Annotated in this window: 11 protein-coding genes and 1 pseudogene; 7 read left to right on the forward strand and 5 right to left on the reverse strand. The window is 62.0% G+C overall.

The window, feature by feature from the left end:
• The first annotated feature begins 115 nt into the window (after nt 1-115).
• Both DM813_RS02750 and DM813_RS02755 read left to right on the forward strand, forming a co-directional pair.
• Entirely contained in the window at nt 116-1546 is a 1431-nt protein-coding gene (locus DM813_RS02750; protein WP_128321904.1) for a PLP-dependent aminotransferase family protein, read from the forward strand.
• Between the two features lie 59 nt (nt 1547-1605).
• Entirely contained in the window at nt 1606-3159 is a 1554-nt protein-coding gene (locus tag DM813_RS02755; protein ID WP_241653120.1) for a phospholipase D family protein, read from the forward strand.
• Here DM813_RS02755 and DM813_RS02760 read toward each other — a convergent pair.
• Nucleotides 3156-4295, reverse strand: coding sequence for an MFS transporter (locus DM813_RS02760; RefSeq protein ID WP_128321906.1), 1140 nt, complete (start codon nt 4293-4295; stop codon nt 3156-3158). The two genes, DM813_RS02755 and DM813_RS02760, sit on opposite strands and share 4 nt — an antisense overlap.
• A gap of 94 nt (nt 4296-4389) precedes the next feature.
• Nucleotides 4390-5883, reverse strand: a complete 1494-nt coding sequence (locus DM813_RS02765; RefSeq protein WP_128321907.1) for an aldehyde dehydrogenase — start codon at nt 5881-5883, stop codon at nt 4390-4392.
• Nucleotides 5884-6078: 195 nt separating this feature from the next.
• On the opposite strand from DM813_RS02765, the gene DM813_RS02770 reads away from it, so the two are divergent.
• Complete coding sequence (locus tag DM813_RS02770) at nt 6079-6438, forward strand: cupin domain-containing protein (RefSeq protein ID WP_128321908.1); 360 nt, start codon at nt 6079-6081, stop codon at nt 6436-6438.
• Between the two features lie 143 nt (nt 6439-6581).
• On the opposite strand, the gene rpmG is transcribed toward DM813_RS02770, so the two are convergent.
• Together rpmG and rpmB are read right to left on the reverse strand one after the other, a co-directional pair.
• Nucleotides 6582-6737: a 50S ribosomal protein L33 gene (gene rpmG / locus DM813_RS02775; protein WP_010225867.1), complete on the reverse strand. Its 156-nt coding sequence runs from the start codon at nt 6735-6737 to the stop codon at nt 6582-6584.
• Between the two features lie 11 nt (nt 6738-6748).
• Nucleotides 6749-6985 carry a 50S ribosomal protein L28 gene (gene rpmB, locus DM813_RS02780; protein ID WP_010225868.1) on the reverse strand — a complete coding sequence of 79 codons (237 nt, stop codon included), beginning with the start codon at nt 6983-6985 and terminating at the stop codon, nt 6749-6751.
• A 362-nt stretch (nt 6986-7347) separates the two neighbouring features.
• Here rpmB and DM813_RS02785 point away from each other — a divergent pair, with 362 nt between their 5' ends.
• Nucleotides 7348-8937, forward strand: a complete 1590-nt coding sequence (locus tag DM813_RS02785) for an ABC transporter substrate-binding protein (protein WP_128321909.1) — start codon at nt 7348-7350, stop codon at nt 8935-8937.
• On the opposite strand, the gene radC is transcribed toward DM813_RS02785, so the two are convergent.
• Nucleotides 8921-9607 carry a RadC family protein gene (gene radC / locus DM813_RS02790; protein ID WP_128321910.1) on the reverse strand — a complete coding sequence of 229 codons (687 nt, stop codon included), beginning with the start codon at nt 9605-9607 and terminating at the stop codon, nt 8921-8923. The two genes, DM813_RS02785 and radC, sit on opposite strands and share 17 nt — an antisense overlap.
• A gap of 132 nt (nt 9608-9739) precedes the next feature.
• Here radC and coaBC point away from each other — a divergent pair, with 132 nt between their 5' ends.
• The 3 genes and pseudogenes from coaBC to DM813_RS02805 all read left to right on the forward strand — a co-directional run.
• Complete coding sequence (gene coaBC / locus DM813_RS02795; RefSeq protein WP_128321911.1) at nt 9740-10948, forward strand: bifunctional phosphopantothenoylcysteine decarboxylase/phosphopantothenate--cysteine ligase CoaBC; 1209 nt, start codon at nt 9740-9742, stop codon at nt 10946-10948.
• Between the two features lie 6 nt (nt 10949-10954).
• Entirely contained in the window at nt 10955-11410 is a 456-nt protein-coding gene (dut, locus tag DM813_RS02800) for a dUTP diphosphatase (RefSeq protein WP_128321912.1), read from the forward strand.
• A gap of 136 nt (nt 11411-11546) precedes the next feature.
• A pseudogene (locus DM813_RS02805) lies at nt 11547-12923 on the forward strand (phosphomannomutase/phosphoglucomutase); the annotation flags it as partial.

The following is a 12923-nucleotide window of genomic DNA, read 5'->3' on the forward strand; positions in this document are numbered from 1 at the left end:
CAGATTCAAAAGCGGTGTATTATTTCCATACAGAATTGCTGATTTTCTGACTGAATGCGGTATTTTTTCAGCATCTGTACTGGTTTGCTACTGAAAGTCTGCGCTGGAGTATGCCATGAGCCTTTACGTCAACCTTGCCGAGTTGCTGGGAGCCCGCATCGAGCAGGGCCTGTACCGACCGGGCGACCGTTTGCCCTCGGTGCGCGCCCTGAGCGTGGAGCACGGGGTGAGCCTGAGCACCGTGCAACAGGCCTATCGCCTGCTCGAAGACAATGGCCTAGCCGCACCGCGCCCGAAGTCCGGCTACTTCGTGCCCATCGATCGCAGCCTCCCCGCCCTGCCCGCCATCAGCCGGCCAGCGCAGCGCCCGGTTGAAATCTCGCAGTGGGAGCAGGTCATCGAGCTGGTGCGCAGCGTGCCGAACAAGGACGTCGTGCAACTGGGCCGCGGTATGCCGGATGTCGACAGCCCGACACTCAAGCCGCTGTTGCGCAGCCTGGCGCAATTGAGCCGGCGCCAGGACATGCCGGGGCTCTATTACGACACCATTTCCGGCACCCTGGCGCTGCGCGAACAAATCGCCCGGCTGATGCTCGACTCCGGCTGCAGTATCGATCCGGCCGACCTGGTGGTGACCACCGGTTGCCACGAAGCACTGTCTGCGAGCATCCGCGCGGTCTGCCAGCCCGGTGATATCGTCGCGGTCGACTCGCCGAGCTTTCATGGCGCCATGCAAACCCTCAAGGGGCTGGGCATGAAGGCCCTGGAGATCCCCACCGACCCGCTCACCGGTATCAGCCTGGAAGCCCTCGAGCTGGCGCTGGAACAGTGGCCGATCAAACTCATCCAGATCACCCCGAGCTGCAACAACCCCCTTGGCTATATCATGCCCGAGGCGCGCAAGAGGGCCCTGCTGACCCTGGCCCAGCGCTTCGACGTGGCCATCCTCGAGGATGATGTGTACGGCGACCTGGCCTACACCTACCCTCGCCCGCGCACCATCAAGTCGTTCGACGAAGACGGCCGCGTGCTGCTCTGCAGTTCGTTCTCCAAGACCCTCGCCCCTGGCCTGCGCATCGGCTGGGTCGCGCCGGGGCGCTACCTGGAGCGGGTGCTGCACATGAAGTACATCAGCACCGGCTGCACCGCCACCCAGCCGCAACTGGCGATTGCCGACTTCATCGAGGGCGGCCACTACCAGCCGCACTTGCGGCGCATGCGGAGCCAGTACCAGCGTAGCCGCGATCAGATGAGCGACTGGGTGACCCGCTACTTCCCGCCAGGCACCCGCGCCAGCCGCCCCCAGGGTGGCTTCATGCTGTGGGTGGAATTGCCGGAAAGTTTCGACACCCTCCGCCTGAACCGGGCTTTACTTGGGCAGGGTGTGCAAATCGCCGTGGGCAGCATTTTTTCCGCCTCGGGCAAGTACCGTAACTGCTTGCGGATGAATTTTGCCGCGCGCCCGACACAGGAAATCGAAGCCGCCGTGCGCAAGGTGGGTGAAACCGCCATTCGTCTACTGGCCGAGGCCGCCAGTGACGCGTAACGTGCCGCCGCCGCTTGTGGTCGATGCCCTTCCACCTCTGTCGTAAAGGACCCTGCACCTTGAGAAACCCGTGCACGCTGCCCCTGCTACTGTCGCTGCTGTTCGTGCTCAGCGGCTGCGCCAGTATCAGCCAGCCCCGGGAAGTCACCCAGGCCTTGCCTGCCGGCGACTCGGCCTTTGGCCGCTCGGTGCAACGCCAGGCCGCCAGTTACGAGGGGCGCTCCGGCTTTCGCTTGCTGCCCAACAGCAATGAAGCGTTTCGCGCCCGCGCCGAGCTTATCCGCAATGCCCAGTCGAGCATCGACCTGCAGTACTACATCGTCCATGACGGTTTGAGCACCCGCGCACTGGTTCATGAACTGTTGCAGGCGGCTGACCGCGGCGTGCGCATCCGCATCCTGCTCGATGACACCAACAGCGATGATCTTGAAGACAAGATGGGCGCGCTCAACGCGCACCCCAACATCCACATCCGCGTGTTCAACCCGCTGCAGCTTGGCCGCAGCACCGGGGTAACCCGGGCGGTCGGCCGCTTGTTCAACCTCAGGCTGCAACACCGACGCATGCACAACAAGTTGTGGCTGGTGGACAACAGTATGGCCATCGTCGGCGGCCGCAACCTGGGTGACGAATACTTTGATGCCAAGCCCAACCTGAACTTCACCGACATCGACCTCCTCGGTGTCGGCCCGGTCGCCGAACAGCTGGGCCACAGCTTTGACCAGTACTGGAACAGTGCTTTGAGCCAGCCGATCGAAGACTTCCTCTGGCGCAAGCCCGATGCCGACGACCTGCAGGCCAGCCGCCAGCGCCTGGAGGCGTCACTGGCCGAGGCGCGGATCAAGCACAAGGACCTCTATGATCGCCTGATGGCGTACCAGACCAACCCACGCCTGGGCGTCTGGCGCAACGAGCTGATCTGGGCGCACAACCAGGCCGTCTGGGATGCGCCCAGCAAGGTCCTGGCCCGTGACGAACCCGACCCGCAACTGCTGCTGACCCGCCAGCTGCTCCCGGACCTGAATGCGGTGCAGCACGAACTGATCCTGATATCGGCGTATTTCGTCCCCGGCGAGACCGGATTGCTCTACCTGACCAGCCAGGCCGATGCCGGTGTCTCGGTCAAGTTGCTGACCAACTCGCTGGAAGCCACCGATGTACCCGCCGTCCATGGTGGCTATGCGCCCTACCGCAAGGCCCTGCTGGAGCATGGCGTACAGCTTTACGAGCTGCGCCGTCAGCCGGGCGCGCCGCGCCCCCGGACGCTGAGCCTGCACGGCAGCTCGGATTCCAGCCTGCACAGCAAGGCGATCATCCTCGACCGACGCAAGACGTTTATCGGCTCGTTCAACTTCGACCCGCGTTCGGTGCTGTGGAATACCGAAGTGGGCGTGCTGGTGGACAGCCCGGAGCTGGCCGAGTACACCCGTTACCTGGCCGCCCAGGGCATGGCCCCGGCGTTGAGCTATCAGCCCCAGCTGAGCGACGGCAAGCTGGTGTGGATCACCGAGGACAACCACCGCCTGCATACCCTCACCACCGAGCCAGGCGGCCTCTGGCGCCGCTTCAATGCCTGGATCAGCAAGGCCGTTGGCCTGGAGCGGATGCTCTAGGCCGCAGCGGGCTCGAAGGCATTGGGCCGTCGTGCCAGCAGCACCAGCCCGGCTGCGCCGGCCGCCATCAGCAACGGCAAGGCATGCCCGCTGATCCATTGGCTGCCAGCCCCCGCCACCAGCGGCCCGATCAGGCAGCCAATGCCCCAGAGCTGAGCGACATGGGCGTTGGCGCGCACCAGCGCGTCGTCCCGGTAGCGTTCACCGATCAGTACCAGCGACAAGGTGAACAACCCACCGGCACTGGCCCCGAACAACACCCACAACGGCCAGATTGTCCAGTTTTGCAGCATCAGAGGAATCGCCAGGCTCGACACCAGCAAAGTCAGTGCACAAGCGGTAAACAGCGTGCGCCGTGACATGCGGTCGGCCAATGCACCGATAGGCAGCTGCAACAACGCATCCCCCACCACCACGGTGCTGACCATGAACAAGGCGATCTCGGTGGTGAATCCTTGCTGCAGGCAATACACCGGCAGCAAGGTCAGAATCATCGCCTCGAAGGCGGCGAACAGGGCAATTGCCCAGGCAATGACCGGCAAGCGCCGGCAAAAGCCGATCAGGTCGAACAGGGTAACGCTGCACGATTCTGCACTGGGCGCGCCGTCACGTCCCAGCAGCACCAGCGGTGCCAGCAACAGCAAGCCCGCCCCCACCCAGAAGCCGAAGTCATCCTCCGAACCCAGTACACCCAGCAGCAACGGGCCCGCCAGCTGGCTCAAGGCATAACTGCTGCCATACAACGCCACCAGCCGACCCCGCCATTGCTCGACCACCAACTGGTTGATCCAGCTTTCGCCGAGGATGAACACAATGGTCAGGATCATGCCGATCAGCAGGCGCAACACCAGCCACAGCGGGTAACTGGGCAACAACGCCAGCAGCCCGATGGACAGTGCGCCGGCCCACAGGCACAGGCGCATCAGCCCCGGCGTGCCGAAGCGGGCGGCAAGCCGACTGGACAGGCTGGCCCCGAGCAATACGCCGATGGCCGGCATCGCTGCCATTACGCCAATGGCGAAGCTGCCGTAGCCCCAGCTTTCCAGGCGCAGGGACACCAGCGGCATGCTCACACCCAGCGCCAGGCCGACACTGAGCACCGCGGTCAATACGGCGAAATAGGTACCCCAACGCATTGCAGCCTCCCAGGCTGATGTGACTCGGCACAAACGACACAGCCGGACCTTGCGTCGAGCAAGGTCCGGCTGTGAATGGATCGCGCGGTTGCGGTTACAGCTTGATCCAGGTCGCCTTCAGCTCGGTGTACTTGTCCAGCGCGTGCAAGGACTTGTCACGGCCGTTGCCCGACTGCTTGAAGCCGCCAAACGGTGCGGTCATGTCGCCACCGTCGTACTGGTTGACCCAGACGCTACCGGCGCGCAGGGCTTTGGCGGTCAGGTGGGCCTTGGAAATGTCCGCGGTCCACACACCGGCAGCCAGGCCGTACGGGGTGTCGTTGGCAATGTTGATCGCTTCTTCGACGGTATCGAAGGTAATTACCGACAGCACTGGGCCGAAGATCTCTTCCTGGGCGATGCGCATGGCATTGCTGACGCCGTCGAAAATGGTCGGTTCGACGTAGGTACCACCGGTTTCTTCGAGGATACGCTTGCCGCCAACCAGCAGCTTGGCGCCGTCACTGTGACCGGCCTCGATGTACGACAGCACGGTGTTCATCTGCTGGGTGTCGACCAGTGCACCGACGGTGGTGGCCGGGTCCAGCGGATTACCTGGCTTCCAGGCCTTGAGGGCCTCGAGAACCAGCGGCAGGAACTTGTCCTTGATCGAGCGCTCGACCAGCAGGCGCGAGCCGGCGGTGCAGACTTCGCCCTGGTTGAAGGCGATGGCGCTGGCGGCCGCTTCAGCAGCGGCGCTCAAGTCCGGAGCGTCAGCGAAGACGATGTTCGGGCTCTTGCCACCGGCTTCCAGCCAGACACGCTTCATGTTCGACTCGCCCGCATAGATCATCAACTGCTTGGCGATCTTGGTCGAACCGGTGAACACCAGGGTGTCGACGTCCATGTGCAGGGCCAGGGCCTTGCCGACAGTGTGGCCGTAACCTGGCAGTACGTTGAGAACGCCTGCAGGAATACCGGCTTCGATGGCCAGTTGGGCGATACGGATGGCGGTCAGCGGCGACTTTTCCGAAGGCTTGAGCACCACCGAGTTGCCGGTGGCCAGGGCCGGGCCGAGTTTCCAGCAAGCCATCAGCAGCGGGAAGTTCCACGGTACGATAGCGGCCACTACGCCCACAGGCTCGCGAGTCACCAGGCCCAGCTGATCGTGCGGAGTCGCTGCAACTTCGTCGTAGATCTTGTCGATCGCTTCACCGTTCCAGCTCAGGGCCTGGGCGGCACCCGGCACGTCGATGTTCAGCGAGTCATTGATCGGCTTGCCCATGTCCAGGGTTTCCAGCAGCGCCAGCTCCTCGACGTTCTGCTTGAGCAGTGCGGCAAAGCGGATCATGGTGGCTTTGCGCTTCGCCGGGGCCAGACGCGACCAGACGCCGGAGGCGAAGGTGGCGCGGGCATTGTCCACGGCACGCTGGGCATCGGCTTCATCGCAGCTGGCGATCTGTGCCAGCAGGCGGCCGTCGACCGGGCTGAGGCATTCGAACGTCGCGCCGGAAACGGCGGCGGTGTATTCACCATTGATGAAAGCGCGGCCTTCGATCTTTAATTGTTGGGCACGCTGTTCCCAATCCGCACGAGTCAGGGTGGTCATACGAAACTCCTCCTCTTGTTAAGGTGCAGTGCCGTACGAGGGGTCAGGGCACTGTCAAAAATTCTGGCTGGGCGAGCTACGCGCACAGGCACCTGCCACCCTAAACCACAGGGGACCCAATTATCAATATATTTGACATAATCAGGCCAAAAGCCTACTGATGTTCATTTTATTAAACAAACAAGAGAAAACGCCATGCGCATTGATCAGATAATCGACTTCGCCCAGGTGCTGACCGAAGCTGAACGCTACCGCCCTGCCGCGGAAAAGATCCTCAAGGGTGAGCCGGATCAGGCCGTATACAACCATTATTCCAGCCCTTGCGGGCAGTTTGCCGCCGGCGTCTGGGAAGGCGAAATCGGCCAATGGACCGTCAATTACACTGAACACGAGTACTGCGAAATCGTCCTGGGCGTTTCTGTGCTACGTGATGCCGAGGGTGGCGCGAAAACCCTGCGCGCTGGCGACCGCTTCGTGATCCCGGCGGGCTTCAAGGGCTCCTGGGAAGTGCTGGAGCCATGCCGCAAGATCTATGTGATGTTCGAACAGAAATAACTGTAGGAGCGGATTCATCCGCGATTCTTCTGGGCCGCGGTGAGCCCTATCGCGGATGAATCCGCTCCTACAGGGGTTTTCACCCCGAATAAAAAAGGGCCCGTATCGTGAGATACGGGCCCTTTTTTCGTCAGCCGGATCAATTACTTGATCTTGGCTTCCTTGTAGATCACGTGCTTGCGAACAACCGGATCGAATTTTTTGATTTCGATTTTGTCCGGAGTGGTGCGCTTGTTCTTGTCGGTGGTGTAGAAGTGGCCGGTATTAGCGGTCGACACCAGACGGATCAATTCACGCATGATTCTCTCCCTTAGACCTTAGCGCCGTTACGGCGAATGTCGACCAGAACGGCATCGATGCCGCGCTTGTCGATGATGCGCATGCCTTTGGCAGATACGCGCAGACGCACGAAACGCTTCTCGGACTCGACCCAGAAGCGATGATGCTGCAGGTTCGGCAGGAAACGACGACGGGTTTTGTTGTTTGCGTGGGAAATGTTATTCCCGGTTACCGGACCCTTACCGGTAACTTGACAGACTCTCGACATGCCTCAGCCCTCTAAAACCACATGCCCAACCCGGCATGGGTTGGCCGCTTAATCTCTCAGTCTTTGGCGCTAGGCGCCGTGTTTCTTCAGGGTCTTATCGACTCAATCAGCAGATGCGACAAGCCGAGCCCCTAGAAAAGAGCGCTGCTTTATACCAGAAAGACCAAAGCACAACAACAGAAGATGCACTTTGAATTGCTGAGCGACACGCCGGAGCAGCATAACGACTGGCTCGGCACACTGTCGACCGCTCGTCGCACGAATGGCAAAAAAGGAGATGGCCATTTCCGGCCCGGCGCACTAGGGTAAGACTTTTCCAGACTGCACTGGCAGATGGGCCATCGATCAGCCAAGGATTCCTCATGCGTGCCGCCGCTCTACCCCTGTTGTTCGCCACCTTGCTCGGCCCTGCCTTCGCGCAGGCGGCCGCGTTGAGTGTCTGCACTGAAGCCAGCCCCGAAGGCTTCGATGTGGTTCAGTACAACTCGCTGACCACCACCAATGCCTCGGCCGACGTGCTGATGAACCGCCTGGTCGAGTTCGATGCCGCCAACGGCAAGGTAGTGCCCAGCCTGGCCGAGAGCTGGACGGTTTCGCCTGATGGCCTGGTCTATGAATTCAAGCTGCGCCCCGAGGTAAAGTTCCACAGCACCGGCTACTTCAAACCGTCTCGCACGATGAACGCCGATGACGTACTGTTCAGCTTCCAGCGGATGCTTTACCCCGCCCATTCCTGGCACAAGATCGCCCAGAGTGGCTACCCGCACGCCCAGTCGCTGCAGCTGCCGAGCCTGATCAAGCAGATCGAGGCGCCCGAGCCGCTCACCGTACGTTTTACCCTCGATCACCCGGACGCCACCTTCCTGGCGACCCTGAGCATGGGCTTTGCCTCGATCTACTCCGCCGAGTACGCCGACCAGTTGCTCAAGGCGGGCACACCGGAAAAACTCAACAGTCAGCCGATCGGCACCGGGCCTTTCGTCTTCAACCGCTTCCAGAAGGACGCCGTGATCCGTTACCGGGCCAACCCGGACTACTTTGACGGCAAGCCGAGCGTCGACCCGCTGATCTTCGCCATCACCCCGGACGCCAACGTGCGCCTGCAGAAACTCAAGCGCAATGAGTGCCAGATCGCGCTGTCACCCAAGCCGCTGGATATTGCCGCCGCCAGCGAGGACCCGGCGCTGAAGGTGGAAAAAACCGAAGCCTTCATGACTGCGTTCGTCGCGATCAACAGCCAGCATGCCCCGCTGGACAGGCCTGAAGTCCGCCAGGCCATCAACCTGGCGTTCGACAAGGCCAGCTACCTCAAAGCCGTGTTCGAGGACACCGCGGTGGCCGCCAACGGCCCCTACCCGCCCAACACCTGGAGCTTTGCCAAAGACCTGCCGGGCTACGCCAGTGACCCGGACAAAGCTCGTGCGCTGCTGGCCAAGGCGGGCCTCGCGGATGGCTTCAGCACCACCATCTGGACCCGCCCCCAAGGCAGCTTGCTCAACCCCAATCCGAGCCTGGGCGCGCAGCTGCTGCAGGCGGACCTGGCCAAGGTCGGAATCAAGGCCGAGATCCGCGTGATTGAGTGGGGCGAGCTGATTCGGCGCGCCAAGGCGGGCGAGCATGACTTGCTGTTCATGGGCTGGGCAGGCGACAACGGCGATCCGGACAACTTCCTCAGCCCGCAGTTTTCCTGTGCGGCAGTGAAGTCCGGTACCAACTTTGCGCGCTATTGCGACCAGCGCCTGGACCAACTGATCAGCGCCGGCAAAACCACCACCGATCAGAGCGTGCGCAGCCGCCTGTACCAGCAGGCCCAGGCGTTGATCCAGCAGCAGGCGCTGTGGCTGCCGCTGGCGCACCCGACGGCCGCTGCACTGGTGCGCAAGACGGTAGACGGCTATCAGGTCAGCCCGTTTGGTCGTCAGGACTTCGCCAAGGTCAACTCGACGCGCTGAACCAGCCGTGCTCGACCATCGACAGGGGCTCGCCATCGCCAACGATGAGGTGGTCGAGCACCCTGACATCAACCAGCCCTAACGCCGTCTTCAGGCGCTGTGTCAGCACCAGGTCGGCGTGACTGGGCTCGCTCACGCCCGACGGATGGTTGTGGCAAAGGATCAAGGCCGCCGCGTTGTTGGCCAGGGCGCGCTTGATGACCTCCCTCGGGTAGACACTGGCGCTGTCAATCGAGCCGCGAAACAGCACTTCGAAACCCAATGGACGGTGCTTGGTATCCAGAAACAGGCAGCCGAATACTTCGCTCCGTTCGTGACGCAGCTTGGCCTTCAGGTAGCGACGCACCGCACTCGGGCTTTGCAGTGCCGAGTCGCGTTGCATGGTTTGCTCAAGGTGCCGCCGGCCGATCTCCATCACCGCCTGTAGCTGGGTGTATTTCGCCGGCCCCAGCCCGATTTCCAGCTGAAACGTGGCTTGATCGGCCTCCAGCAAGTGACGTAGGCCGCCAAATTTCTTCAACAAATGCCGGGCCAGGTCAACGGCGCTCATGCCCGCAACACCCGTGCGCAGAAACACCGCAAGCAACTCGGCGTCCGACAGGCTGCCCGCCCCTCGCTCCAAAAGTTTCTCCCGTGGCCGCTCCGCCACTGGCCATTCCCGAATACTCATCCTCACCTCCCTGTCCATCGGTACTGCTCCTGAGTTTCAGCCCTGTGCTACATTAGCCGCACTTTTTTACGCGACGATTCGGCCTGGGGAGGCGTCGTCGCCGCGTGCAATCACTGAGCAAAAGGCAAGCCTATGCAGCGGCTGTATCGTAAGCGCATCGTTCTCGGCGTCGGCGGCGGCATCGCCGCCTACAAGAGTGCCGAACTGGTTCGCCGACTCCTGGAACACGGTGCGCAGGTGCGTGTCGTCATGACCCGCGGCGGTGCTGAATTCATCACCCCGCTGACCCTGCAGGCACTGTCCGGTCATCCGGTGCACATGGACCTATTGGACCCTGCTGCCGAAGCGGCGATGGGCCATATCGAACTGGCCAAATGGGCCGATCTGGTATTGATCGCTCCTGCCACCGCCGACCTGTTGGCACGCATGGCCCAGGGTGTTGCCGACGACCTGTTGACCACCCTGGTGCTGGCCACCGACGCCACCGTGGCCGTCGCCCCCGCGATGAACCAGGCAATGTGGCGGGATCCTGCAACCCAGGCCAACCTCGACCTGCTGCAAAGCCGCAACATCAAGGTCTTCGGTCCGGCATCCGGCAGCCAGGCCTGTGGCGATGTCGGCCTCGGCCGCATGCTTGAGGCCACCGATCTGGCCTGGTGCGCCGCCGAAAGCTTCACGCGTGAATCGCTGACCGGCAAACACGTCGTGATCACCGCCGGCCCCACCCAGGAAAACATCGACCCGGTTCGCTATATCACCAACCACAGCTCCGGGAAAATGGGCTTTGCACTGGCTGAAGCCGCTGTGGAAGCGGGCGCCAAGGTCACCCTGATCAGCGGCCCGGTGCACCTGCCAACGCCTGATCGGGTCAACCGTATCGACGTGGTAAGCGCCCGCGACATGCTCGCCGCCTGTGAAGCCGCGATGCCCTGCGACATTTTCATCGCCTCGGCAGCGGTTGCAGACTACCGCCCTGAGGTGGTCGCGCCACAGAAACTCAAGAAAGACCCTACGACAGGTGACGGCCTGCTGCTGCAGATGGTCCGTAACCCGGACATTCTCGCCAGCATCGCCACGCGCCCTGACCGCCCGTTCAGCGTCGGCTTTGCCGCCGAGACCGAACACCTGCTCGACTACGCTGCGCGCAAGCTCAAGGACAAGAACCTCGACCTGATTGTCGCCAACGATGTGGCCAACCCCAGCATCGGCTTCAACAGCGAGGAAAACGCCTGCAGCGTGATCGATCGCCAGCTTCACGAAACACTCTTCGCACAGACCAGCAAGGGCAAGATCGCCCGCCAGCTGGTCGCCTTCATCGCTGAACGTCTCAACCAGGTTTAATTCTGCATGCACGCTCTACAAGCCAAGATTCTCGATCCACGCATCGGCAGCGAATTCCCGCTGCCACAGTACGCCACACCGGGTTCGGCCGGTCTCGACCTGCGCGCCATGCTCAAGGAAGACACCGTACTGGAACCAGGCCAGACCCTGCTGATTCCTACCGGTCTTTCCGTGTACATCGGCGACCCGGGCCTGGCGGCGCTGATCCTTCCGCGTTCGGGCCTGGGCCACAAGCACGGTATCGTTCTGGGTAACCTGGTCGGCCTGATCGACTCCGATTACCAGGGCGAACTGATGGTCTCCTGCTGGAACCGCGGCCAGACGCCGTTCACCATCACCATCGGCGAGCGCATCGCGCAACTGGTGCTGGTCCCTGTCGTACAGGCGCATTTCGACGTTGTCGAAGCCTTCGACGAGAGCCAGCGTGGCGCTGGCGGCTTTGGTCATTCCGGCACCAATTGATCCCCCGACTGCCTGCTGTGCGCCAAGGATGGCGAACTCTCTGGCGAAAAGACCGTCAAAGCGTTCAGTTTGAGCCTGCCCTGCACGCCCTCGAAAATGGAGCTCCCCAGAGATGAACGACATGGCACACCTGGTACCTGTACTTCCAGAAAGCATCTTCCGCGCCTACGACATCCGTGGCGTGGTGGGTGACACCCTGACGGCCGAAACCGCTTATTGGATCGGTCGCGCCATCGGTGCACAAACCCTGGCCCAGGGCGAACCGAACATTTCCGTCGGCCGAGATGGCCGCCTGTCCGGCCCGATGCTGGTCGAGCAACTGATCAAAGGTCTGGTCGAAGCCGGTTGCCAGGTCAGTGATGTCGGCCTGGTGCCGACGCCTGCCCTGTATTACGCCGCCAACGTCCTGGCCGGCAAGTCCGGTGTCATGCTCACCGGCAGCCACAACCCGCCCAACTACAACGGTTTCAAGATTGTCATCGCCGGCGACACCCTGGCCAATGAGCAGATCCAGGCCCTGTTGACCCGCCTGAAAACCAGCGACCTGAGCCGTGGCGAAGGCCGTGTGGAAAAAGTCGAGATTCTCGACCGCTACTTCACGCAGATCATCGGCGACATCAAGCTGGCGAAAAAACTCAAGGTCGTGGTCGACTGCGGCAACGGCGCCGCCGGCGTGATTGCGCCCCAGCTGATCGAAGCCCTGGGCTGCGAAATGATCCCGTTGTTCTGCGAAGTTGACGGTAACTTCCCCAATCATCACCCGGATCCAGGCAAACCGGAAAACCTCGTCGACCTGATTGCCAAGGTCAAGGAAACCGGTGCCGACCTGGGCCTGGCCTTCGACGGCGATGGCGACCGCGTGGGTGTGGTGACCAACACCGGCAGCATCGTCTACCCGGATCGCTTGCTGATGCTGTTCGCCCAGGATGTGCTGGAGCGCAACCCGGGCGCCGAGATCATCTTCGACGTCAAATGCACCCGCCGCCTGACCCCGCTGATCGAGCAATACGGTGGTCGCGCGCTGATGTGGAAGACTGGTCACTCGTTGATCAAGAAGAAGATGAAGCAAACCGGCGCACTGCTGGCCGGCGAGATGAGCGGACACATCTTCATCAAGGAACGTTGGTATGGTTTTGACGACGGCATCTACAGTGCCGCGCGCCTGCTGGAGATCCTCAGCAAGGCAAAAACCGATGCCGAACAGCTGTTCGCCGCATTCCCGAACGATATTTGCACGCCGGAAATCAACATTGATGTGACCGACGAAGGTAAATTCAGCATCATTGATGCACTGCAACGCGAAGCCGACTGGGGCAACGATGCCAACCTGACCACCATCGATGGTGTGCGGGTGGATTATCCCCACGGCTGGGGCCTGGTTCGCGCTTCCAACACTACACCGGTGCTGGTACTGCGCTTCGAGGCCGACAATGACGCCGAACTGCAGCGTATCCAGGAAGTCTTCCGCGCTCAGCTAAAGCGCGTTGCTCCTGATCTGCAACCCAAGTTCTGA

It is taken from the genome of Pseudomonas alkylphenolica, from assembly GCF_004025535.1.
Taxonomy (GTDB): Bacteria; Pseudomonadota; Gammaproteobacteria; order Pseudomonadales; family Pseudomonadaceae; genus Aquipseudomonas; species Aquipseudomonas alkylphenolica_A.